This window comes from Methylobacterium sp. NMS14P, from assembly GCF_028583545.1.
GTDB lineage: Bacteria > Pseudomonadota > Alphaproteobacteria > Rhizobiales > Beijerinckiaceae > Methylobacterium.
Window position 1 is genome coordinate 891,643 of sequence record NZ_CP087106.1, and the last position, 23,984, is coordinate 915,626.

Annotated in this window: 19 protein-coding genes; 5 read left to right on the forward strand and 14 right to left on the reverse strand. The window is 73.5% G+C overall.

Translation table 11 applies throughout. The features are described 5' to 3' along the window. Positions 1-57 precede the first annotated feature (57 nt). Genes LOK46_RS04225 through LOK46_RS04235 form a run of 3 tightly spaced genes read right to left on the reverse strand, consistent with a single transcriptional unit; the run spans position 58 to position 2,210 of the window. Positions 58-819, reverse strand: a complete 762-nt coding sequence (locus LOK46_RS04225; RefSeq protein ID WP_273562633.1) for a J domain-containing protein — start codon at positions 817-819, stop codon at positions 58-60. Positions 820-822: 3 nt separating this feature from the next. Continuing rightward, positions 823-1,083: a hypothetical protein gene (locus tag LOK46_RS04230; RefSeq protein ID WP_273562634.1), complete on the reverse strand. Its 261-nt coding sequence runs from the start codon at positions 1,081-1,083 to the stop codon at positions 823-825. Further along, a complete protein-coding gene (locus LOK46_RS04235; RefSeq protein WP_273562635.1) occupies positions 1,080-2,210 on the reverse strand; it encodes a S1C family serine protease in 1,131 nt (376 codons plus the stop codon). The genes LOK46_RS04230 and LOK46_RS04235 overlap by 4 nt, the downstream gene beginning before the upstream one ends. A gap of 416 nt (positions 2,211-2,626) precedes the next feature. Here LOK46_RS04235 and LOK46_RS04240 point away from each other — a divergent pair, with 416 nt between their 5' ends. Beyond that, positions 2,627-2,842, forward strand: coding sequence for a hypothetical protein (locus LOK46_RS04240; protein WP_042674010.1), 216 nt, complete (start codon positions 2,627-2,629; stop codon positions 2,840-2,842). Between the two features lie 70 nt (positions 2,843-2,912). On the opposite strand, the gene LOK46_RS04245 is transcribed toward LOK46_RS04240, so the two are convergent. Then, a complete protein-coding gene (locus tag LOK46_RS04245; RefSeq protein ID WP_273562636.1) occupies positions 2,913-6,350 on the reverse strand; it encodes an SbcC/MukB-like Walker B domain-containing protein in 3,438 nt (1,145 codons plus the stop codon). 176 nt (positions 6,351-6,526) lie between these two features. Here LOK46_RS04245 and LOK46_RS04250 point away from each other — a divergent pair, with 176 nt between their 5' ends. Next, the gene (locus tag LOK46_RS04250; protein ID WP_273562637.1) at positions 6,527-8,203 is read left to right on the forward strand and encodes a methyl-accepting chemotaxis protein; all 1,677 of its coding nucleotides are present in this window, start codon (positions 6,527-6,529) and stop codon (positions 8,201-8,203) included. Positions 8,204-8,372: 169 nt separating this feature from the next. Here LOK46_RS04250 and LOK46_RS04255 read toward each other — a convergent pair whose 3' ends face one another. The 8 genes from LOK46_RS04255 to LOK46_RS04290 all read right to left on the reverse strand — a co-directional run bounded on the left by LOK46_RS04255 (position 8,373) and on the right by LOK46_RS04290 (position 16,408). Further along, on the reverse strand, positions 8,373-8,999 hold the full coding sequence (locus LOK46_RS04255) for a DUF4194 domain-containing protein (RefSeq protein ID WP_020095807.1): 627 nt from the start codon (positions 8,997-8,999) through the stop codon (positions 8,373-8,375). Then, positions 8,992-10,362 carry a Wadjet anti-phage system protein JetA family protein gene (locus LOK46_RS04260; protein WP_273562638.1) on the reverse strand — a complete coding sequence of 457 codons (1,371 nt, stop codon included), beginning with the start codon at positions 10,360-10,362 and terminating at the stop codon, positions 8,992-8,994. The genes LOK46_RS04255 and LOK46_RS04260 overlap by 8 nt, the downstream gene beginning before the upstream one ends. A 36-nt stretch (positions 10,363-10,398) precedes the next feature. Beyond that, entirely contained in the window at positions 10,399-10,815 is a 417-nt protein-coding gene (locus tag LOK46_RS04265) for an FKBP-type peptidyl-prolyl cis-trans isomerase (RefSeq protein ID WP_026605341.1), read from the reverse strand. A gap of 119 nt (positions 10,816-10,934) precedes the next feature. Next, on the reverse strand, positions 10,935-13,031 hold the full coding sequence (locus LOK46_RS04270) for a methyl-accepting chemotaxis protein (RefSeq protein ID WP_273562639.1): 2,097 nt from the start codon (positions 13,029-13,031) through the stop codon (positions 10,935-10,937). Positions 13,032-13,348: 317 nt separating this feature from the next. Continuing rightward, positions 13,349-14,572: a bifunctional phosphopantothenoylcysteine decarboxylase/phosphopantothenate--cysteine ligase CoaBC gene (gene coaBC, locus LOK46_RS04275; RefSeq protein WP_273562640.1), complete on the reverse strand. Its 1,224-nt coding sequence runs from the start codon at positions 14,570-14,572 to the stop codon at positions 13,349-13,351. 43 nt (positions 14,573-14,615) lie between these two features. Next, entirely contained in the window at positions 14,616-15,338 is a 723-nt protein-coding gene (locus tag LOK46_RS04280) for a di-trans,poly-cis-decaprenylcistransferase (RefSeq protein WP_273562641.1), read from the reverse strand. 76 nt (positions 15,339-15,414) lie between these two features. Further along, entirely contained in the window at positions 15,415-15,804 is a 390-nt protein-coding gene (locus tag LOK46_RS04285) for a transcriptional regulator (RefSeq protein WP_273562642.1), read from the reverse strand. Continuing rightward, positions 15,791-16,408, reverse strand: a complete 618-nt coding sequence (locus tag LOK46_RS04290; RefSeq protein ID WP_273562643.1) for a hypothetical protein — start codon at positions 16,406-16,408, stop codon at positions 15,791-15,793. Before LOK46_RS04290 ends, LOK46_RS04285 begins: the two co-directional genes overlap by 14 nt. 313 nt (positions 16,409-16,721) lie before the next feature. On the opposite strand from LOK46_RS04290, the gene uvrB reads away from it, so the two are divergent. Then, positions 16,722-19,475 carry an excinuclease ABC subunit UvrB gene (uvrB, locus tag LOK46_RS04295; protein ID WP_273562644.1) on the forward strand — a complete coding sequence of 918 codons (2,754 nt, stop codon included), beginning with the start codon at positions 16,722-16,724 and terminating at the stop codon, positions 19,473-19,475. Positions 19,476-19,491: 16 nt separating this feature from the next. On the opposite strand, the gene LOK46_RS04300 is transcribed toward uvrB, so the two are convergent. After that, positions 19,492-19,710 carry a hypothetical protein gene (locus LOK46_RS04300; protein ID WP_273562645.1) on the reverse strand — a complete coding sequence of 73 codons (219 nt, stop codon included), beginning with the start codon at positions 19,708-19,710 and terminating at the stop codon, positions 19,492-19,494. A 134-nt stretch (positions 19,711-19,844) separates the two neighbouring features. Between LOK46_RS04300 and LOK46_RS04305 the strand changes: the two genes are divergently transcribed. Then, a complete protein-coding gene (locus LOK46_RS04305) occupies positions 19,845-20,378 on the forward strand; it encodes an ankyrin repeat domain-containing protein (protein ID WP_273562646.1) in 534 nt (177 codons plus the stop codon). Positions 20,379-20,437: 59 nt separating this feature from the next. After that, entirely contained in the window at positions 20,438-22,195 is a 1,758-nt protein-coding gene (locus tag LOK46_RS04310) for a pyrroloquinoline quinone-dependent dehydrogenase (protein ID WP_443192861.1), read from the forward strand. Positions 22,196-22,547: 352 nt separating this feature from the next. Here the strand turns inward: LOK46_RS04310 and LOK46_RS04315 are convergent, their stop codons facing one another. Further along, positions 22,548-23,873, reverse strand: coding sequence for an O-antigen ligase family protein (locus LOK46_RS04315; protein WP_273562647.1), 1,326 nt, complete (start codon positions 23,871-23,873; stop codon positions 22,548-22,550). Between the last annotated feature and the right edge of the window lie 111 nt (positions 23,874-23,984).

The following is a 23,984-nucleotide window of genomic DNA, read 5'->3' on the forward strand; positions in this document are numbered from 1 at the left end:
GCGACCGAGTTCGCCCGCGGCCGACGATCGGTATCTCTCTGACAACGCGCGTGGAGTTCAGCGATGTCGGTTCAGAAGCCTGTCCCGGGCCGCGTTGACGCGCGCCGCTCCCTCGGCGCTGCCCCCCTGGTCGGGGTGGGCGCGCTTCATGAGAGACCGGTGGGCCGACCGGATCTCCTCAGCGGTCGCCCCGCGCTGAAGCCCCAGGACCTCGTACGCCTCCTCCTGCGTCATCGTCCCTGGGTGCGGCGGACGGCGCGGCCGCGGGTCGCGATCGCCCTCAGCGTCTACACGCCATCCGGGCGCCCGGCGGTCGAGATACGGCTCTAGCAGGGCGGCGCCCGCGGCGTCGCGGATGCGGCAGAGCCGGAGCAGCTCGACCACGGCCCCGGTGGGCATGGCGTCGAGCCACGCGCCGGCGCCCGGCCCCGCGATGACGCGGCCGGTGCGCAGGCTGCCGTCCGGGCGCAGGAGGGCGTCGATCAGGACCGTGCGGAAGCGGTGATCCTGCGGGTCGCGCGGGCGCTCGCCGGATCCCGGCCGGATCAGGCGGCGCAGCCGCGCGGTCATGGCGGCCTGACCCTCGATCATCCAGACGCCGCTGAGTCCGAGCAGGGCCGCGAGGACGAAATTCCCGCGCAGGAGCAGGAACCCCGCGGCGAGCAGCGCGAAGGCGCCGAAGGTCGGCAGCCGCGCGCGCCCGAGGGCGGCGCCGAGGGCTGCCCGGAAACCGCGCCGGAGCCGGCGGCCGAGGCCGCCCGAGTTCTTCGAGAGCCACCACAGGGTCAGGCAGGCGAGCAGGCCGGCGAACAGCGCCATCGCTCAGCGCCGCGCGCCGTAGAGGGCCGACGCGCTCCCGCCGATCTGGATGCTCGTCCCGTCGCCGAGATCGATGTGGCCCGGCCGAGGCGGCCTCGGCGGGCGGGTCGCGGCGTCGCAGCCGGGCTGCGGCGGCAGGCGCACGCCCTCGGGGAGGTTCTCCGGGCAGAGGCGCGCGCGCGTGGGCGCCTCGCCGGCCCGCGCGGCGCCGGCGAGAAGGATCAGGGGCAGGAGCAGAGGCAGGAGGAGGGTCGGGCGCGTCATCGCCGGTTCTCCGCGACCTCGGCGGTGGTGACGCGCACCTGCCGGATCCGGCCGTCGCGCTCGACCTTGAGGGTCACGCCGGCGCCGAGGCCGGCTTCCTCGATGGCCGCGGTCAGGTCCGCGAGGCGGTGGACCGGGCGATCGTTGGCCTCGACGATCACGTCGCCGATGTCGCCCGTCTGCGGGTCGACGCCGCGCAGCCCGGCCTGCGCGGCCGGGGAGCCGGGCAGCACCCGGACGATCACCACGCCGTCGATGCCGAGCCGCGCGGTGGCGGCCTCCTGGGCGGCGATGATGCCGATGCCGGGATTGCGCACCCGGCCGGCCTTGATCAGCTCCGGCACGATCCGGTTCACCACGTCGACGGGGATCGCGAAGCCGATACCGGCGCTGGCGCCGGACGGCGACACGATGGCGGTGTTGACGCCGATCAGCCGGCCCGCGGAATCGAGGAGCGGGCCGCCGGAATTGCCGGGGTTGATCGCCGCGTCCGTCTGGATGACGCCGGACACTTCGCGGCCCTCGCTCGTCGGCATGCGCCGCCGCACCGCGCTGATGACCCCGGTCGTCAGCGTGTGGTCGAGGCCGAACGGGTTGCCGATGGCGAAGGCCGCCTGACCGACCTTGAGATCGGCCGAGGTACCGATCGCCAGCGGCGGCGGCATGCGGCGCACCCGCCCGAGCTGCAGGACCGCGAGGTCGTAGGACGGCGCCATCCCGACGAGGGTCGCGGGCACGACCTCGCCGTCGCTCATCCGGACCGAGACCGAGCCGCCGCTCTGCGCGGCGTTCTGCACGACGTGGGTGTTGGTGACGATGTGGCCGGCGCCGTCCCAGACGAAGCCGGTGCCGGTCTGCGTCCCGCCCTGCTCGCCGCCCTGGTCGTCGAGGTCGAGGAGGTCGCGGTTCTGCGCAGCGCCCTGCGCGAAAACGTGAACGACGGACGGGCTCGCGCGCTCGAACAGCGCCACCGTCGAGGCCTCGGCCGGCGCCAGATCGCCGCGGGCCGTGACCGCCCGGGGCGTGTCGGCCGCGTAGAGCAGAAGCTGCAGGTAGGGCTGGGCGACGTAGAGCGCCAGCAGGACCAGGACCGCGGCGAGGACGAGGCGCACGGTACGATCCGGCACGGGTGGCTCCGAGAGAGAAGCGCGCGGGCAGGCCCGCGGCGGGCGGAGCCTTAAGTGCGCGTTCAGGATCGGGGCGTCAACACAGAGGGGCACCGCCGCCGACGGGCTCCTGACGTGTTCTGGCGCACGGCGGCGACCGGCGCAAACTGGCTAACGGAATGGTCATCATTCAGGAGCCACAATTCTCGCAAGTCCAAGTCAGCTCAGTCGCGCTCAATACGGACATGGAACACCGAACCGCGCCCGGGCTCGTGCCTCGGCACCGGATGCTGGTTTCGGAAACCGCCCGAATTGATCGCAAAGCTGCCGCAGAGATGCTTGCATTGACGCCCAGACCACCGATCGCCGCAGCCCCTCGGCAGAGCCCGGCGGCGGCGGTCTGAACGGTCCAAAACGGTTCGGAAGGACGAGTACCCATGGAAACCGAAGCTCTGGAACGGCCCGCGGATCTGACGATCTGGCGCACGGCCCCGGCGAGCGCCCCGCTCGCGCAGCCCGAGCGCTACCGGACTCTGCGGGAGGCGATCGCCGCCGCGGCCGGCGCCCTGGCCGACCCGGCCAAGCAGCCCTGGATCATCACCGAAGAGGGCGAGATCCTCTCGCCGAACTGGATCCGCACCTACCTGAACTGACGATCGATCACCCGGAGAACGGGGATACCGGGGACGGCGGCGCGAAGCCCCGCTCCGGTACCCCGCGGGCTCACTCCGCGGCGTCCGACTGGCGGAAGCCCTCGATCCCGACCTGGTCGGGGTTGATCGCGTGCAGCGCCCGCCGCGCCGCCTCGAGGGGGTGCTCGGCCTCGATCCGGACCGAGGTCAGATCCGGGCTCTTGTAGACCGTCACGATCGTGTCCATCACCTCGGTCAGCGTCGTGCGCTTGTCCTCGGGGGCGGCGATCAGGAGCTGCAACCCCCAGGCGCGGTAGAGATCGACCAGCGCCTGGCTGTTGCGCACGTCGAGCTTCGAGAACGCCTCGTCGAGCAGGCACAGGCCGAGCCCCGGATTCTCGTCGCCCGGCCGGTCGCCCGGATAGTAAGCGCTGGCGAGCGACGCGGCGATCGCCACGTAGAACGGCGCCTGCGCCTCGCCGCCGGAGCCGCGCAGCGCCCGGGCCGACATCGTGGTGCGGTTGCCCGCCCGGTCGCGCATGCCGATCTCGTAGACGAAGTAGTTGCGGTAATCGGCGAGCCGCGCCGCGTCCTCCGCGCCGCCGATCAGCGCGGTGATCTCCTCGAGCGCGGCCGCCATCGGCCCCTCGGCCTCGCCGGCGAGCAGCGCCTGAGCGGCCTCGGGCGAGCGCGCGGTCTCGGTGGCCAGCGCGTGGACGGCGGCGTAGCGGCGGTCCACCGCCGCCTCGAACGCGTAGGTCTGGCCGGTGAAGCTGCGCGCCGAGAGCCGCTCGTTCAGGGCCGCGAGCCGGGCATGGACCCGCTCGAACCGGTCGGCGAGGCGCGTCAGCAGGTCCTCGGTCATCAGGCGGCGCATCTCGGACTCGGCGCGCTCGGCCTGCGCCCGGTAGCGGCGCAGCTCGTGCCCCTCGACCGCCTCGTACTCCCGGCGCACCCAGGCGAAGCCGTCGATCGCCGGCGCATCCCCGGAAGCGAGCGGGTTCTCCACCCGCCAGGCGGCGCAGGCCTCCGCCAGCTCGCGCTCGGCGATCCGCCCGTGCGAGCGGGCGGCCTCGGCGGAATCCCGGGCGAGGCCGCGCTCGGCGCTCACCCGCGCCCCGGCCGCCTTGGCGTCGAGGCCGGCGAGCGCCCGCCGCGCCTCGGCGACCGCGCCGAGGTCGAAGGGCTCGGCGCGGGCGAGGCGAACCCGCGCCGCGTCGCCCGCGCTCAGCTGGCGCAGGGCCGCGCGGCGGGCCGACAGGGCGGCGCGGACGGCCTCGCGCATAGGCCCCATCCGGGCGCGCAGGGCCGCCTCGTCGGCGAGCAGGCGGTCGAGCTTCGGCTCCAGCTCCTCCGACAATTCCCGCAGGTAACCGACCCGCTCGGTGGTGAGCGCGGCGATCTCGGCGGTGAGTCCGGCCGTGTCGCGCTTCTCGATGCCCTCCCGCTCGGTCTGGAGCGTGCGCCGTCGCCCCTCGAGCCCGTCGAGCTCGGCCCGCAGGGCCTCCACGTCGTCGAGGCCCCGGGCGACGCGGGCCCGGATCGCGGCCGCCGTCCGGGCGGCCTCGCGCAGGACCGCGGCCTCGCCGCGCAGGCGCCGCGCCTCCGCGGCGGCGATCTCGTGGGCGCGGCGGCTGTCGGCGGTCGGCCCGCGATGGCCGCGGGTCATCAGCAGGTCGACGCTGCGGGTCACCGTATAGGCCATGCCGGCCGTGGTCCGGCCGCTCGGCGCCACGGCCCGGGACAGGCGCGCCAGTTCGGCATCGTCCCGGGCGAGGTCGTAGCCGCCGAGCCGCACGCCGAGGAAGGCCTCCGCGTGGGGATCGCTGGTCTCGATCACGGTCAGCGGCCCGTCGTCGTAGCGGCGCGACCGCTGCTTGGCGGTGTCGGTGGTCTTGACCAGGATGCAGCGGCTGAAGCGGTCGCGGCCGGATTGCAGCACGCCGAGGGCCTCGCTCAGCCGGTCGGGGGCGACCACGAGGGCCTCGCGGGCGCGCCCGAGCAGCCCTTCGAGGGCCGGCCCCCAGGTCGGGTCGACGATCTCGGCCAATTCGCAGATCGGCAGCGCGTCGATGCCGCGCCGCTCCAGCTCGCCGCGGAACGCCACCGTGTCGGAGGACAGCCGCGCCGCCGGGCCGCCGCCGGTGCGCGGCGCCGACCGCTCGGCCTCGCTCTCCTGCGCGCGGGCCTTGAGCGCCGCGTCCTCGGCGGCCCGCTCCAGGGCCTCGTCGAAGTCGGGCAGGCGCGCCAGCCCGTCGGCCAGCTCGGCCAGCGGCACGTCGGGGCGCAGGATCTCCTCGGGGGAGGATTCCCGGCGCAGGCCCGCCCGGGCGCAGGCCTCGGCGAGGCGGGCCGCCGGCGGGCAGCTCTGGCGCAGGATCGGGGCGACCGGCTGGAGCTTGGCCATCTGCCCGACGAGGGCGACGAGGTCGCCGATCCGGCCGATCAGTTCCTTGCGGTCGCGCTCCAGCATGGACAGGCCGAGCGTCGAGGCCGCGAGCCGGCCTTCGGCGGCGCTCGCGGCGGCCAGCGCCTTCTTCTCGGCGATCTCGCCGTCGATCTCGCGGACGTAGCCGCGGCTCGCCGCGACGCGCTCGCGGGCGATGCGCAGGGTGTCGGCACCCTCGCGGAGGCGGCCCCGGACGGCGATGAGGTCGAGGCTGCGGCGGCGCAGATCGGCGCTGGCCGCCCGCAGCTCGTGCGTCGCGGCCGCGAGGACCGCCTCGCCCCAGGCCTCGTAGCGGTCGCGCAGGCGCCGCAGGCGTCCGAGCCGGGTCTCCAGCTCGGCGATGGTTTCCCGGAGGCGCCGCCAGTTGGCGATGGAGTGGCGCACGCGCTCGACGTCGAGGGGCTCCGGCTCGAGCACGAAGGCGCGGACGAAGGCGCTGGTGTCGAAGATCGGCTTGAACGCCACCGCGTTGGCGAAGCTGCGCAGGAAATGGCGCGGCTCCGGCGCCGGCGCGCCCTCGCGCAGGGTCGCCAGCACGTCGGCCGTGAAGCGCTCGCCGGAGGTGCGGTACTCGGTGAAGCTCGACGCGCGGGCGCGCAGCTCCGCGGCGATCTCGCTCCAGGGCGCCGTGTAGGTGCCGCCGGGGGCGGTGCGGGCATAGTCGGAGACCTCGAACCGGTGCCCGACCGCGATGAAGCGCGACAGCACGGTCTCCTTCGGCTCGGCGGCCCGGGCCGCCAGGGCGAGGCCGACCGAGACCACGCGGCCGGAATCGGGGTTCTCGAAGACCAGCACCAGCACGGTCTCGCAGGATTCCCGCGTCGGGCGGCCGCCCTCCGCCGGGTCGCTGATCCAGCCCAGGCAGTAGTCGCGCACGGTGCGGGCGCTGCGGCCGGAGGCCGAGGCGTTGAGGGCGAGGCGGCTGGCGTTGTTGCCGGCCAGCACCGTGCCGACCGCGTCGAAGATCGTCGACTTCCCGGCCCCGGTCGGCCCGACCAGCGCCGCGGCGCCGCGCAGGCGGATCTGCTCGCGGCGGATCAGGTACCAGTTCGAGATGGCGATGTCGGTGAGGACGTACACGGTGTCGGTGGGTCGGGCCGGTGGCGAGGAATGAACGGCCCAGTTGGCCGGACTCGGCCGCGTATGCAAGCCGACACAGGCGAACCCGTGAAGCCTGATCCTACCTCAGGTTATAACCCTGTTAGCACAACCCGTTCATGTCCTGCGGGTCTCGCCCGCACGACCGGAACCGACCGATGCGTCTCAGTCTCAAAGCAAAACTCAGCGGCCTCTTCGCCCTCCTGCTCCTGGCGGCGATCGTCCAGGGCGGCGTGACCCTCTACAAGATGCAGGCGGTCGACCAGCGGCTCGCGGAGCTGATCGACAACGCCGTGCCGTCGATCAACGAGGCCCAGGCGATCAACGCGCTCGTGATGCGCTCGCGACTGTGGCAGTTCCGCTACGTGACGGCAGATACCGATGCCGAGCGCGAGACCAGCCTGAAGAACGCCGACGAGATGATGCGGAACCGCCAGGCGAAGGCCGAGGCGTACCGCAGCCTGGTGGCGTCGAAGGAAGAGCAGGGGATCTACGACGACCTGCTCGCCAAGCTGGCGGTGCAGCAGGCCGACTGGACCCGTCTGCGCGCCTTCCCGGCCGACCAGCACGATCAGGCGCTCGCCTATTTCCGCGGGCCGATGAACGCCAACTATCTCGCGGCCTCCACCGCGACCCGCGCCCTGGCCGACCTCAACATCAGGAACGGCGAGGCGGCCGGGCGCGCGGCCCGCGACAGCCAAGCCGACGCGGTCCGGACGACCGTCGTGAGCCTGCTCGTCAGCCTCGTCATCGCGCTCGGCGCCATGCTGTACGCCTTCACGGGCGTGTCGCGGCCGCTCGCCGGGATGACGCTGTCGATGCGGCGCCTCGCCGACGGCGACACCCAGGCCGAGATCCCCTACGCGGCGCGGCGGGACGAGATCGGCGCCATGTCGGCGACCGTCGCGGTGTTCCGGGAGAACCTGCTGCACGCCCGCGCCCTCGAGGCCGAGACCGCGCAGGCCCGGGCCGGCGCCGAGGCGCAGCGCCGGCAGGCGACGCGCGAACTCGCCGACCGGTTCGAATCCGCCATCGGCGGCATCGTCGGCTCGGTGACGTCGGCGGCGACGCAGCTCCAGTCCACGGCCCAGAGCCTCACCGCGACGGCGACGCAGACGGCCGGCCAGTCCACCAGCGCGGCGGCGGCCGCCGAGGAGGCCTCCTCCAACGTGACCACGGTCGCGGCGGCGGCCGAGGAGCTCGGCTCCTCGGTGAACGAGATCGGACGCCAGGTCGGCTCCTCGGCGGACCTGGCACAGGCCGCCGTCCGCGAGGCGGCCGCCACGGCCGACCTCGTCCAGGCCCTGAGCACCGGCGCGCGCCGGGTCGGCGAGGTGGTCGACCTGATCTCGGCGATCGCCAGCCAGACCAACCTGCTGGCGCTGAACGCCACGATCGAGGCCGCGCGCGCGGGCGTCGCCGGCCGCGGCTTCGCGGTGGTGGCCACCGAGGTGAAGGCCCTGGCCGACCAGACCGCCAAGGCGACGGCCGAGATCTCGGCCCAGATCGCGCAGATCCAGGGCTCGACCGGCCAGGCCGTCCAGGCCATCGACGGCATTGCCGGCCGCATCCGCGAGATCAGCGGCATGGCCAACTCCATCGCGGCGGCGGTGGAGGAGCAGGGCGCGGCCACGCAGGAGATCGTCCGCAACGTCGCCGAGGCCGCGACCGGGACCGAGTCGGTGACCGTCAATGTCAGCGGCGTCGCCGGCGCCGCCGAGGAGACCGGCGCGGCCGCGGCGCAGGTCCTGGCCTCGGCCTCCGAGATGGCCCGCCAGGCGGCCCATCTCGGCAGCGAGGTCGAGCACTTCCTGGCGACGGTCCGGGCGGCCTGAGCGCGGTCACGTGGTTTCGGCCGCACGTCGCGGTTGACGTATCTCACCCCGTCATCGCGAGCGCAGCGAAGTGACCCAGGGCAGCGCGACGCCGGCAATCGTGGCGCCGGCGGGATTGCGTCGCTCCGCTCGCAAAGACGGCGCCGAGTTGGTCGACCGCACGACGGAATCACGCCTCGCCGGCCTCGGACCACGCCCGCAGGCGCTCCATCCAGGCGTCGGAGGCCAGCACCGTCAGCCCCGGCAGGAGCGACAGCGGCGTGACCCGCTCGACCCGGTCGCGCTCGCCGAGCCGCAGCCCGCCGCGCTTGGCGTAGAGGCGCAGGATGTCGGCGAGCCGGCCCTCCTCGGGGGGCTCGTTGCGCGCCACGGCGCGGATCTTCTCGACGATCTCGTCGGTGGTGCAGTCGACGATCCCGTCCGTTCCGGCCCGGTGGTCGCGCAGGCCCTCCTCGTAGAGGAGCCGGAGCGCCAGCAGCACCAGGGTCTCGTCCTTGCGCAGGCGCTCCGAGACGATGTCGTGGCGCGGGGCGTCGGCGGCCGGGCTCAGCGAGACCATCTGGTCGCGGTGCGAGACCGTCAGCGCGTAGCCGAGGCAGGCGAAGTAGTCGGTGAAGAACGGCGCGTAGTGCCGGGCGAGTTCGTAGGAGCGGCCGATGCCCTGCGTCTCGGCGTAGATCACCTGCCCCTTAAGCAGCACCTGGAGGGCGCGGCACAGCTCCTCGGCGTCCGGCGCCCGGGCGCCGGGCGGCGGCGGCTCGTCGCCGTCGATGATCGCGCGGAAGCCCTCAAGCACGGGGACGGCGCTCCAGCAGGAAATCCGGGCAGTCCAGCCAGCCGTTGACTACCCGCTCGGGCAGCCGGGTCAGGGCGTAGCGCGCGCCGAGCTTGGCGTCGAACAGCACGTCGATCTCGCGCAGGCGCTGGAACACGATGAAGTCGTCGACGCCCGCGATGACGATCTGCGACCCGCGCAGCCGCACCGCCTTGCCGAGCCGGGCCTCCACGAAGGCGCTCATGCTCTCGGGCGTCACGGTGGTGCGGCGGCGGAACTCCGCCTTGGCGGCCGCGAAGGCGTCGACCACGGGGTCGTCCTCGATGTCGGGCAGGGGCTCCATGTCGATGGCCGACTTGCGGGCGCGCGGCGCCTGGAGATGCGCGTGCCCGATCGGCGGCCGCAGCAGCGAGACGTCGCCCGGCACCTCGGGGGCGATCTCCGCTTCCCCGACGGCGCGCAGCATCGCGGCGACGCGCTCGACGCCGCTCGGGTCCGGGCGGTCCATCACGTGCAGCGCGGAGGCGATCCGGCGCTCCAGGCGCGCCACCACGGCGTCGACGGCGTCGAAATGGTTGTCGAGGCCCTCGAACACCGCCAGGATCTGGGCGAGATCCGCCCGGACGGCCTTCTGCGCCGCGTCGAGGTCGGCGCTCCGCCCCTCGCGGATCAGGCCCTCGGCCAGGGCCCGGACCGTGAGGGCGTCGCGCAGCGCCCGGCCGGCCTCGCGCACCACGCTGGCGCGGAAGCGGAACGGGTTGAAGCGGGTGTGCAGCGTCCGGTAGTCGCTGATCAGGTGGCGCTCGACGAAATCCTCGAAGAACAGCCGGAAGGTCTTGGCGCGGTCGGGCTCGCGCAGGATGCGCTCCTCGACCTTGCGCATGCCGGCCGCGAGGCCGCGCACGTGGGACAGGAAGGCGGCCGCGCCCCGCGCGGCGTTGGAGAGCGCCTCCGACCGGTTCGCCGGGTCCGACAGGGCGCTCTCGAGCCCGCCCAGCACCTCCAGGACGGCGCCGCCGTAGGAGCGGGTCTCGCCCCGTTCCAGCCGCGACAGCTCCTCCAGGAGGAGGCGGGCCTCGGGGTCGAACTCCGCGACCGGGACGTAGCGCTCACGGCGCTCGATCAGCCAGCCGGTGTCGAGGAGGCGCCGGTAGAGCGCCGTGCGGCGCTCGGCCGGATCGGCGGAGATCGGCTCGTCGCCGCTGACCTCGGGGTCGCTCCAGCCGGCGGCGAAGTCGCCGATCTCGGCCAGGAGCTCGGCCTTGCGCACCGGCTCGGCCCCGAGGACGCGCCGGTGCAGGTGCAGGAGCAGGGCCGCGTTGAAGCCGCGGCTCGGCGAGGCCAGCGGCTTGAATAGCTCGTCGGACAGCTGCGCGAACAGCATCGTCTCGTAATTCCCGCCGTCGCGCAGCCGTGCCGCTTACTTCGCGCCGAGGAGCTCGACGTCGAAGATCAGCGTGGCGTTCGGCGGGATGACGCCGCCGGCGCCGCGGGCGCCGTAGCCGAGCTGCGGCGGGATGATCAGGGTGCGCTTGCCGCCGGTCTTCATGGTGGCGACACCCTCGTCCCAGCCCTTGATCACCTGGCCGGCGCCGAGGGGGAAGCTGAAGGGCTGGTTGCGGTCGCGGGACGAGTCGAACTTCTTGCCCTTCTTGCCGCCCTCGTCGAGCCAGCCGGTGTACTGGACGGTGACCGTCTGGCCGGCCTTCGGCTCGGGCCCGGTGCCGACGACCTCGTCCTGATACTTGAGGCCCGACGGGGTGGTCACGGTCTCGGCATTGGCGGCTGTGGTCATGGCGATCAACGCGGCTCCGAAGAGGGGGGACAGGCGAGGCATGGTTTCTCCCTGGAGCCGGCGCCGTGCGCGCCGGCCGTCGGGAGGCCTTCTATCGCCTCGGACCCGTCCAGGCCAGGGAGGCGGCCGGCGGCGCCCCCAGGACGCGCTTGGGGGCGCGCTCAGGCGGCCCGGACGCCGTCGAGGAAGCGGCCGACCTCTTCGGTCAGGTGTTCGGCCTGAGCCGACAGGGCGGCGGCCGCGCTCAAAACCTCGCCCGCCGCCGCCTCGGTCGCGCCGGACGCCGCGGCGACGCCGGCGACGTGGCCGGTGACCGCGGCCGCGCCCTGCGCCGCCTGCCCGACGTTGCGGACGATCTCGCGGGTCGCCGCGCCCTGCTGCTCCACCGCCGCCGCGATCGTGGTCGCCACGCCGTCGATGTCCCGGATCCGGGCCGTGATCGTCGCGATCGCCGCGACGGCCTGGCCGGTCGAGGCCTGCACCCGCCCGATCTGGCCCGCGATCTCCTCCGTGGCCCGGGCGGTCTGCGCGGCCAGCGCCTTCACCTCGGTGGCCACCACCGCGAAGCCGCGGCCCGCCGCGCCCGCGCGGGCGGCCTCGATGGTGGCGTTCAGCGCCAGCAGGTTGGTCTGGCCCGCGATGGTCGAGATCAGCCCGACCACGTCGCCGATCCGCGCCACGGCCTCGCTCAGGTCCCGGACCAGCGCGCCGGTCCGGTCGGCCTCGGCGACCGCCGCGCGGGCGAGGCTGGCCGAGCCGTCGACCTGCCGGCCGATCTCCTGCACGGAGGCGCCGAGTTCCTCGGCCGCCGCCGCCACGGTGCCGACGTTGGTGGCCGCCTCCTCGGCCGCGGCCGCGACGGTGGTCGACTGCTCCGCGGTCTCGGCAGCAATCTCCGTCATGCCGCGGGCCGTGGCCTGCAACGATGCGGCCGCGGTCGAGACCTGCGCGACGATCCCGCCGACCGCGTCGGCGAACCGGTCGGCGACCTGCCGCATCGCGAGGCCGCGCTGACGCTCCGCGTCCTGCCGCGCCGCCTCGGCCCCGGCCTCGAGCCGCCGGGTGCGGATCAAGTTGTCCTTGAACACCTGCACGGCGCGGGCCATGGCGCCGATCTCGTTGCGCCGGCTCAGGCCCGGGACGGCAACGGCGGCGTCCCCGGCCGCGAGCGCCTCCATGGCCGCGGTGATCCGCCGGATCGGCCGCAGCACGCCGCGGAACAGGGCGAGCAGCCCGAGCGCGACGAGCAGCAGGGTCGCGAGCAGGGCCGCCCCGTCGCGCCACAGGGTGCTCCGCGCCGCGCCGGACAGGGCCTCGGCCCGCGCGATCATCTCGTCGAGGCAGACGAAGGCGAGGTCGACGAGGGTGACCTGCTCGGGCGTGTCGAGCTTGCGCGCCTGCGCGAGCGTCAGTCCCGTCGGGGCAGCGCGAGCCAGGGCCTGCGCCACGGCGCGCCGGCGGGCGAGGGGAGCGCCCTCGAAATTGTTCTCCCGGGCCCGCCGGAACGCGGCCTGGACCGTCCCGGACGCCTCGGCCGCGGCCTCGATCGCCGCATTCCAGGCCGCGTCGAGCCGTCCCCGCTCCTCGGCGGCCGCGACGGTCTCGTCCAGCGACCAGGACGCCCCGGCCGCCAGGGACGTCTGCACGCGCAGCGCGACGGCGCCGTTGGCCATGCGCGTCGACCACGCGGCCCGCTTCAGGGCGAGGTCGCGCCGGAGGACCGTGTCGGACCGCGGGATCGCGCCGTCCACGGCGTCGCTCGCGGCGATCAGGGCATCGAGCATGGCCTGAAAGGCGGCCCTCGCCTCCGCCGTCACCGCGCCGTCGCGCCGCGCGCCCGACACGTCCAGGGCCGCGTCGATCCGCGGCCGGAGGCGTTCGACGCGTCCGCTCGCCTCGTGCAGCCGGCCGAGGGTCGCCGTCACGGCCGGAAGTTCCAGCGCGTCGAGGAGCGGCTGCGCCGCGGCGAGCCCCGCGATCGCCCGCTGCCGGTCCGCGTAGAGCGACGCGCGGGTCTCGGCCTCGACGGGCTCGGCGGCGGCGAGGAACTGCAGCGTCGCGCCCCGCTCGAACCGGGTCACGTTCAGCGTCTGCAGGAGGGCGCGGCTCGCCCGCACCAGGGTGATGACCCGCTCGGCCTCGGCCGCCTGCTGCCGCGCCTCCCGCACGGTGCCCGTCGCGTAGCCGAGCATGATCGTGGCCATCACGCAGAGGACGAGGCTCATGGTCGTGCGGATGGACAGGTCCCGTACGCGCATCGTGCCTCGGCTCCGGCCGCCCGATCAGTGGGGCGCACCAGATCATAGCGAGTTTTTCCCCGAGCAACCCCTGCAACGCGAACGCGCGCAGGCGCCGACGGACCTTGAATTGCCTTCTTACGAACAGATCTGTCGCGACACGACGCGACAACGACCGAACATCGCCATCGAAACTCCAGATCTATCCTCGATCGGTCGCGGAGACGGCGCAAAAGAGACTTCTATCTTCCCTGTGCGCAAAGCCCTCCGATCCCGGAATGGGTCGCGCCGCCCGAGGAGTCCCGCGTCGGTATCGGGGGCGAGCCCGCGGGGCCGCGTCAGCCGGCCAGGAGCCCCGCGAGATGGGCCACGAGCCGCCGGGCGACCTCGTCCTTGCCGAGCCGCGGCCAGGTCTCCACCGCGCCGTCCCGGCGGATCAGGTGCACCGTGTTGTCGACGCCGCCCATGACGCCGCCCTCGGCCGACACGTCGTTGGCCACGATCAGGTCGCAGCCCTTCCGGGCGATCTTCGCCCGGGCGTGCTCGACGACCGTGTCGGTCTCGGCGGCGAACCCGACCACGAGGGGCGGGCGCCCGGACGGACGGCGCGCGATCGTGGCGAGGATGTCGGGGTTCTCGACCAGCGGCATCGGCGCCGGCCCGGTGCCGTCCTTCTTGATCTTCTTGCTGCCCGCCTCTTGCTCCGGGCGCCAGTCGGCGACCGCCGCGGCGAAGACCGCGATGTCGGCCGGCAGCGCTTCCTCGACGGCGGCCAGCATCTGCCGAGCGGTCTCGACCCGCACGATGGCGACGCCGGGCGGGTCTGGGAGCGCCACCGGCCCGGAGACCAGGGTCACGGCGGCACCGGCCGCGGCGGCGGCGGCCGCGATGGCGTGGCCCTGGCGGCCGGAGGAGCGGTTGGCGATGTAGCGGACCGGGTCGATCGGCTCGTGAGTGGGCCCTGAGGTCACGAGCACCCGGCGGCCGGCCAGGAGCCTATCCCCGGCCGGGGCGCCGAGCATCCGCTCCAGCGCGTCGGCGATCTCGTTGGGCTCGGCCATGCGCCCGGGCCCGGATTCCGGCTCGGCCATCCGGCCGGCATTGGGGCCGACGATCCGGACGCCGTCGCCCTCCAGGACCGCGCGGTTCCGGCGGGTGGCTGGGTGCGCCCACATCTGGACGTTCATGGCCGGCGCGATCAGGATCGGCAGGGTCGTGGCCAGCAGGATCGTGGTCGCGAGGTCGGCCGCGTGGCCGCCGGCCATGCGGGCCATCAGGTTGGCGGTCGCGGGCGCCACCACGACGGCGTCCGCCTGCCGGGCGAGCTTGATGTGGCCGATCTCGGCCTCGGAGGCCCGGTCGAACAGGTCGGTATGCGCCCGCTCACCCGCGAGCGCGGCCGCCGCCAGCGGCGTCACGAATTCCTGGGCCCCCGCGGTCAGCACCGGGCAGACGCTGGCGCCCCGCTCGCGCAGCCGCCGGATCAGGTCGAGGGCCTTGTAGGCCGCGATGCCGCCGCCGATGACGAGGAGGACGCGGCGATGGGCGAGGGTCTCGGTCATGCCGCCGACCCTCTGCGCGCCGGCGCGCGCGCGTCAAGCGGGCTCAGGCCGCGGCCGGGACCGCCGGCGCCTTCAGGCCGCCGAACCGGCGCTCGCGGCGGCCGAACTCGGCCACGGCCTCGGCGAGGTCGTCCGGCCCGAAATCGGGCCACATCCGCTCGGTGAAGAGCAGCTCGGCGTAGGCCGCCTCCCACAGCATGAAGTCGGAGAGGCGCCGCTCGCCGCCGGTGCGGATCAGCAGGTCGACGTCGACCGGTGAGCCGTGCATCGCGCCGGCGACCAGATTGCCGAAGCTCTCGCGCGTCGGCTCCTCGCCGGCGAGGCGCTGCGCCGCCGCGATGATCGCGTCGCGGGCCGAGTAGTCGACGCAGATCCGCAGATGCAGCCGGGTCCCCGCCGCCGTGGCGGCCTCCGCGGCCGCGATCGCCTGGGGGATGCCGTCGGGCAGACGGTCGCGCCGGCCGACGACGCTGAGGCGGGTGCCGGTGCGGGCGAGGCGCTGGGTCTCGTTGCGCAGGTACGAGCGCAGGAGCCGCATCAGGCCGCCGACCTCCTCGACCGGCCGCTGCCAATTGTCCGCCGAGAAGGCGTAGAGCGTGAGCGTGCCGATGCCGTGATCCGGGCAGGCCTCGGCGGTGCGGCGGATCGCCTCGACGCCCCGGTGATGGCCGGCCAGCCGCGGCAGGCCGCGCTGCGTCGCCCAGCGCCCGTTGCCGTCCATGATGATCGCGGCGTGCAGGGCTCCCGGCACCGCTTCGCTTTGCATCGTAAAGTCTCCCGGCATGGGCGTGGCGTAGAGGTCTATCGAAACGGGGTTAACATTCCCGGCGGGACGGGCGGTCTCACGCCGTTTTCGTGGCCGGATCGAGGCCGCGAACACCGGATTCGGGGCCGCGCTCGGCCGCCTCCGCGGCGTCGCGCACCACCTGTTCCAGCACGCCGAGATAGCCGATGAAGCGCTGACGCCCGACCGCGGTGAGGCGGCAGATCGTCTGCGACCGGTTCTGCGCGAAGCGCTTCTCAAGGCTCACCAGGTCCGCCTCGCTCAGCACCGCGAGGTGGCGGCTCAGGTTGCCGTCGGTGAGCCCGCACAGGCGCTTGAGATCCGGGAAAGGCAGCCCCTTCGGGTGGGCCACCAGGGAGGTCAGCACGCTGAGGCGCGCCCGCTCGTGGATGATCCTGTCGAGCCCCTCGTAGGAGAAGCGCCCGTCGGAACGGTCAGCGGTCGTCATCGAAGGCCCGGGCCCCGTGATGGATGATCGCGGCCAGCCACGCTTGGCCGAACAGGAAGGGCAGGCCCATCGTCCAGGGCGACAGGGCCCGCGTCTCGGCCGAGACCGCCAGCACGGCGAGCCCGGCCAGCAGGTACCAGGCCCCGACGCCCTGGACCGCCCGGGGGAGGATCCGCGCCGAGGCGAACAGGCCGAGGCCGACCAGCACCTGCCAGAGACCCGGCAGCATCCAGACCTCGCCGGGGGCGAAGCGGGCGATGACCAGGGCGAGGCAGGCCCCCGCGCCCGCGGCCGGCAGGAACACCTCGATGGCGTTCCACACCATGGCGTCGGCGAGGCCGGAATGGAGGCGCCGGCTGCGGCGTACCGCCTCGACGCCGATCATCGCGAAGGCCGCCAGGGCCGCCGCGATCCAGAGGCCGAAGAACAGGCCCGGCCGCGCCGCGGGGTCGCCGAGCCACAGGGCCTGCCCCGCCGCGCAGGCGAGCGCGAGGCCGCCGGTGCCGGCGACCGTCGCCGCGCCCAATCCGCGGAACGCCGTATCGCGGGCGATCTGCGAGCGGATGGCCACGATGTCGGCCAGCGCCTTGTCCAGGTCCTGCATGTGCCTCAAGCCCCCGGCTGCAGCATGCCGTGCACCTCACTTTGCATCGCAAAGTATCGCCGGGGTCGGCCCACGGCAAGCCGTTTTCCCGCGTGCGGACGCCGATCTTCTCAGCATCCGGGACCGCGGTCGAGTTCGCTCCCGGGTGAATTCTACCTAACGGTTGTATTCGCCACACCGTCTTTAGTGGAAGGGCGCGGCGCTCCGGCGGCGGGCCGCGGCGGGTCGGCGGTACGGCCGGCGGCCGACGAAAGCCGTCAAACCGCACCGGCGCAGGGTTTCTCGGAGCGCGGTCCGGGCCCATATTGTTCTCATGCCCGCACCGAAGAAACCGCGCGCCGCCTCCGTGACGGCCACGTCCGCCAAGGCGTCGAAGCCCGAGCTGAAGCCCCTGGACACCTATCTGGCGGAGCTCCTGAACCCGGCGCTCAACCGGAACCGTCCGGCCGTCGTCGAGCCGCCCCCCGAGGCGCCCGCGCGGCCCGGCCGCAAGGCGGGCGGCGGGAAGGGCGTTCCGAAGGACCGGGCCGCCAAGGCCGCGACCCGGAGGGCCGAGATCGCCCGCGACGGCTTCGCGGAGGCGCCGCAGGCCGGCTACGCGCTCGGCGACGCCGCGGATGTCGACCCGCGCCTGGCGCAAGCGCTCGGCCTCACGCCGCCCGAGGACGGCCCGGTGCCGGAAGGCGCCGACCTGCCGGATCCCGGCGGCGACGGCGGCGCCTCGGCGACGGTCTCGGCCCTGGAGCGGCTGCTCACCGAGGGCAACCCGCTGTTCAAGGACGGCCAGACCTGGACGCCGCACCGTCCGGAGCGCCCGCAGAAATCCGAGGGCGGCGTCCGGTTCACGCTGAAATCCGAGTTCACGCCGGCCGGCGACCAGCCGAAGGCCATCGCCGAACTGGTCGGCGGCGTGAAGGCGCTGGAGCGCGACCAGGTGCTGCTGGGCGTCACCGGCTCGGGCAAGACCTTCACGATGGCCAAGATCATCGAGGAGACGCAGCGCCCGGCGCTGATCCTCGCGCCCAACAAGACGCTCGCCGCGCAGCTCTACGGCGAGTTCAAGGCCTTCTTCCCCGACAATGCGGTCGAGTACTTCGTCTCCTACTACGACTACTACCAGCCCGAGGCCTACGTCCCGCGCTCCGACACGTTCATCGAGAAGGAATCCTCGATCAACGAGCAGATCGACCGGATGCGCCACGCCGCCACCCGCGCCCTGCTGGAGCGCGACGACGTGATCATCGTCGCCTCGGTCTCGTGCATCTACGGTATCGGCTCGGTCGAGACCTACACGGCGATGTCGTTCACGGTCTCCCTCGGCGAGCGGATCGAGCAGCGCCAGCTGATCGCCGACCTCGTGGCGCTCCAGTACAAGCGCATCCAGTCGGATTTCGCCCGCGGCACTTTCCGGGTCCGCGGCGATTCGATCGAGCTGTGGCCGGCCCACTTGGAAGACCGCGGCTGGCGGATCGGCCTGTTCGGCGACGAGGTCGAGAGCATCGTCGAGTTCGACCCGCTCACCGGCAAGACGATCTCCGAGCTGAAGTTCGTGAAGGTCTACGCCAACTCGCACTACGTGACGCCGCGCCCGACGCTGCAGCAGGCGATCAAGGGCATCAAGCACGAGCTGAAGGGCCGGATCGAGGAGCTGACCAAGATGGGCCGCCTCATCGAGGCGCAGCGCATCGACCAGCGCTGCACCTTCGACATCGAGATGATCGAGGCCACCGGCGCCTGCAACGGCATCGAGAACTACTCCCGCTACCTCACCGGCCGGAAGCCCGGCGAGCCGCCGCCGACCCTGTTCGAGTACCTGCCCGACAACGCCCTGGTGTTCACCGACGAGAGCCACGTCACCGTGCCGCAGATCGGCGGCATGTACCGGGGCGACTTCCGCCGCAAGGCGACGCTGGCCGAGTACGGCTTCCGGCTGCCCTCCTGCCTGGACAACCGCCCGCTCCGCTTCGAGGAGTGGGACGCGATGCGGCCGATGACGGTCCACGTCTCGGCGACGCCCGGCAAGTGGGAGATGGAGCAGACCGGCGGCGTCTTCGCCGAGCAGGTGATCCGCCCGACCGGGCTGGTCGACCCGGTGATCGAGATCCGCCCGGCCCGCAGCCAGGTCGACGACCTGCTGGGCGAGGTCCGCGAGGTGGCGCAGGCCGGCTACCGGACGCTCGTGACGACGCTGACCAAGCGCATGGCCGAGGACCTCACCGAGTACCTGCACGAGAACAGCGTCCGGGTGCGCTACATGCACTCCGACATCGACACGCTGGAGCGGATCGAGATCATCCGCGACCTGCGGCTCGGCGCCTTCGACGTGCTGATCGGCATCAACCTGCTGCGCGAGGGCCTCGACATCCCGGAATGCGCCCTGGTGGCGATCCTCGACGCCGACAAGGAGGGCTTCCTGCGCTCGGAGACGTCGCTGATCCAGACCATCGGCCGCGCCGCCCGCAACGCCGACGCGCGCTGCATCCTGTACGCCGACAACATCACCGGCTCGATGGAGCGGGCGATGGCCGAGACAGAGCGCCGCCGCGCCAAGCAGCTCGCCTACAACGAGGAGCACGGGATCACGCCGCAGAGCGTGAAGCGCGGCATCGCCGACATCCTGAGCAGCGTGTTCGAGCGCGACCACGTGCAGGTCGACACCGGGCTGGCCAAGGACGCCATCACGGTGGGCCACAACCTCAAGGCCGTGATGGCGGACCTCGAGAAGCGCATGCGGGCGGCCGCCGCCGACCTCGACTTCGAGGAGGCGGCGCGGCTGCGCGACGAGCTGAAGCGGCTCCAGGCGACCGAGCTGCTGGTCTCCGACGACCCGATGGCGCGGCAGAGCGACGTGGAGCGCGAGGCGGGGAAGTTCGGCCGGAAGGCGCCGCGAGGGGGCAGCCGCATCGCCAGGCCCGACCTCGACAACATGGGCCCGGGGACGGACCGGGAGCTGCCGGTGGGCGGCGCGGCGCCGGTCTGGCAGGAGCGGCCGAAGCCGCGCTCGACGCAGGGGCTCGGCGGTCAGAAGCCCAAGTACAAGGGCGGCGGCGGTCGGCGGCGGGGCTGACCCGGCCGCCGGGGCCTCAGGCGGCCTCGCTGCCCCGGCCGAGACCGTGCCCCCGCCCGGCCTCGCCGGCATCGACGATCGCCTCCGCGATGCGGACCACGAGGATGTTGCAGGCCTCGTCGAAGGCCTGGGAATCCGCGCGGACCGCCGCCTCGACGACGGCCCCCGCCCGCTCGCGCACGATCTCGCGGGCTGTGCGCAGCGCGTCGGCGTAGGGCTCAAACGGTCGGGGCATTGTCGCGCTCCGGAGACGCCGGGCCGCGCCCGGATTGGCGGCTGGAACGAGCCGGGCGATGAAACTGTTCCCGCCGCCGCTGGACGTCGATGCCGCAGCGGCCCAGATCAGCCGCGATGAGAGACGAGCACGCGATGGCCTCAGAGACGAACACGCCCCCGACCCTCGACGACGAGACCCTGGCCTTCGCGGCCCGGGTCTTCCAGTACGCGCGGCTGGGCCACGCCGAGGAACTCGCCGACCTGTTCGGACAGGGGCTGCCGGCGAACCTGCGGAACGACAAGGGCGACAGCCTGCTGATGCTGGCCGCCTATAACGGCCAGGCGGACGCCGCCCGGGTGATCCTGGAGGCCGGCGGCGACCCGGAACTCGCCAACGACCGCGGCCAGACGCCGCTCGCCGGCGCGGCCTTCAAGAACGACCTCGCCGTCGCGCAGCTCCTGCTCCGGCACGGCGCCGCGGTGGACGGGACCGGCGACGGCACCCGCACGGCGCTGATGACCGCGGCGATGTTCGACCGCACCGAGATGGTCGACCTGCTCCTCCAGCACGGCGCCGACCCGGATCGCCGCGACGCCTCCGGCCAGAGCGCCGCCGACATGGCCCGGGCGATGGGCGCCCAGGCGACGCCGGCGCAGCTCGAAGCGGCGCCCCGGCGGCAGGCGTGAGGCCGCGTCGCGAGAACACCTGTTCGGGCGCGACGGGCGCCGCACACGGGAGCACAGCTTTGTCGCGATGGATCGGGGCCGCCCTGCTGGCCTGCCTTGCCGGAACCGCCTCCCTCGGCTCGGCCTCCGCCGCCGAGACGCCCTGGCCGGCCTTCGGGCACGACCCGAGCAACCGGAACTACTCCGACCTGACCCAGATCGACCGCGACACGGTCGGCCGGCTGCGTCCCGCCTGGATCTTCCAGACCGGGGTCACCGGCTACTTCCAGGCCCAGCCGGTGATGGTGGACGGCACCCTCTACGTCTCCACGACGCAGAACAACGTCGCGGCCCTCGACGCGAAGACCGGGAAGCCCCTCTGGACCTACACCCACAGGCCGCGCACCGAGAAGATCTTCGGGCCGCCCTCCAACCGCGGGGTCGCGGTGTCGGGGGGCCTCGTCTACGAGGCGACCATGGACGGGCAGCTGATCGCCCTGGACGCCAGGACCGGCAGGATCGTCTGGGAGAAGGAGGCGGTGCGCCCGGAGGAGGGCGAGACCGAGACCGCCTCGGGCCTCGCCGCGACGCTCGGCGGCAAGCCCGTCCAGGGTTCGAGCCGCCTCGGCTTCAAGATGCCGCCGCTCGTCGCCGACGGGCTCGTCATCGTCGGCGTCACCGGCGCCGGCTACGGGCTCCACATCGAGGACGAGGCGGGCGGCCTCGACGGCGGCTCTGTGGTCGGCATCGAGGGCGGCTACGGGCGGCGCGGCTGGCTCGCGGCCTACGACGCGAAGACCGGCGACGAGCGCTGGCGCTGGTACGTCACGCCCTCGGAAGGCTGGGAGGGCGGCTTCGTGGAGAGGACCGCCGACGGCACGCCGCTCCACCGCGACATCGCCGCCGAGAAGGCGGCGGCCCCCGCCAACCGCGACGCCTGGCGGGTGGGCGGCGGGTCCCTCTGGATGACCCCCGCCTACGATCCCGATCTCGGCCTGATCTTCCTCGGCACCGGCAACCCGGCGCCGCAGAATTTCGGCCTGTCGCGTCCGGGGGACAACCTCTACACGATGTGCCTCGTCGCCCTCGACGTGAAGACCGGCAAGCTCCGCTGGTACTTCCAGCAGGTGCCGCACGACGAGTGGGGCTACGACGTCGCCGCGCCGCCCTTCCTGCTGGACATGCCCGGCGGCGCCAGGGCGGTGGCCTCGGCGAGCAAGACCGGCTGGATCTACGTCCACGACCGCGCCACGGGGAAGCTGCTCGCGCGCTCGGCCCCGCTCATCGAGCAGAAGAACCTGTTCGCGCCGCCGACCCCGCAGGGCACCGTGGTGGCGCCCGGCCCCCTCGGCGCGGTCTCGTGGCCGCCGACCGCCTACGACGGGACGCGCGCCTACGTCCAGGTCCGCCACGGGGCGACGACCTACACGGTGAAGACCGTGCCGGCCGCCGCGGGGCGTCCGGAGATCCGCTACACGGAGACCGGGGAGGCCAAAGGCGAGCCGTCCTTCAGCACGCTCACCGCCGTCGACCTCGCGGAGGGCGGCCGGATCGCGTGGTCGGTCCGCAGCGCGAGCCGGCTGTCCGGGGGCACGCTGGCGACCGCCGGCGGGCTCGTCTTCTCGGGCGAGGAGGACGGCCATCTCGACGCCCACGACGCGCGGGACGGCCGGACCCTCTGGCGCTTCCAGTGCGGCGCCGGCATCAGCGGACCGGCGATGACCTACGCGCTGGACGGCAAGCAGTACGTCGCGGTAGCGGCGGGCGGCGCCTCCTTCACCAAGGCGTCGGGCTTCGGCACCGGCGATGCGCTCCTGGTCTTCGCGCTGCCCGACTGACCGCGGCCGCGCGGCGGATCGCGGGGGCCGCCGGCGGCGTCCTCGGCGGCCGGCGGGACGATCCCCGACGCGGCCCCGCGGCTAGCGCGCCCCGAAGAGGGACAGCGCGCACAGGGCGCTCACGCCCAGCGCGAACGTCACGTCGGTCCAAGCGAAACGAACCCTGCCCGGCATGCAGAATCTCCGCGTGAATGCCGGTCAACGAATTCCCGGATGAGTTGTTGCCGTCCGCTACCGGACAGAAGCCGCGCGGGCGGGGGCGGAGTCATTCGAGGAGACATGCCGGGGCAGGCGCGCGCACGACGCGCGGCCTTCCGCGGACGGCGCGAGACTTCCGGGCGCCCGGACCGCTTCAGCCCGCCGCGACGGCGTAGCGGGTGCGCAGGCGGAGGCCGAACACCGCCATCATGAACATGCAGCAGGTGGCGTTGTTGCCGTTGTACAGCACCGTCTCGAAGGAGGCCGAGACCAGCCCGAGGAACCACAGCCGCAGGAACAGCAGGGTCTCCGCGTCGAGGCGCGTCCCGCCGGCCACGCGCTGCAGGTCGCGCACCGGGGCGAGCACGAAGGCCACCACGGTCAGGGCGAGGAACGGCAGACCGCCGATCAGCGCGGTGTCGAGATAGGCGTTGTGGGCGTGGTCGACGGTGTTGACCCAGGTCAACTCCTCGGAGCCGGCATACATGGTCCGCTCGGTCATCCAGAAGGCGCCGATCCCCCAGCCGCGCCAGGGCCGGATCATGATGTTGTCGATGGCGAACTGCCAGATCTCGCTGCGGCCCGTGAAGGTCGCGTCGGTGAGCAGCGAGCCTACCGCCTCCTGGATCGGCGGCGCGAGCACCGACCCGATCGAGATCAGCGAGAACCCGATCACCGGGCCGAGGAGCAGCAGTCGGCGCAAAAACCCGCCGGTCAGGACCTGGCACAGGCCGGTCACGGCGAGGATCACCGGCAGGAGCAAGATCGCGGTCTTGGAGCCGCTCGCCACCAGGAACCCGGCGGCGAGGAGCACGACCGCCCAGCCGAGCACGCGGCTCGCCACGGCGGCCACGTAGAGGCCCAGGATCACCAGGATCACCATGGCGGCGCCGGCCTCGTTCTTCTGCGGGAAGATCCCGCGCCAGAGGCCCGGATGGCTCGGATCGGAATTGACGTCGAAGGCCGAGTGGATCGCGAGGTTCGGCACGAACGCGACCGCGAGGTAGGAGGCGAGCACGATGACCAGGGCGGAGCCCGCCATGGTCAGGGCCAGCTGCCGGGGCGAGCGGGCCACGATCAGCACACCCGCCGAGAGCATCGCCGCGATGGCGAAGAGCGCGAGCCGCCGCAGCGACAGGCTCGGCTCGATGGAGAGCAGCGCCGTCGCCCCGAGCCAGAGGGCGCACAGCACGAGCGGGCGCGTCACCAGGGGCCGGAGGTGGCGCACGCCGATCCGGTGGATCGCCGCCGCCATGGCGGCGCCGGCGCTGAGGAACAGGATCTGCGTCAGCAGGCTGCCGTCCTCGGAGGCCGCGAGCATCGACCGGTCCGACAGGTCTTTCAGCCAGACGTGGTTCCAGAGCAGGACGAAGACGGCGCCGTTCAGGAGCACGCGCAGCACGTCGGGCACGTCGCGGCCCGCGACGCCGCGCTGCCGCCCGTCGGCCGGGATCCCGATCGCCGCGTCCGCAGAAGCCATGCCGTCCCACCGCGAGGCCGCGCCGCGCGGCCAGGACCATTCTAGCGGGCCACGCGTGCCGGGCGACGGAAAATCGGACGGTTCTGCCCGACGATCGCGCGATAACCTTGA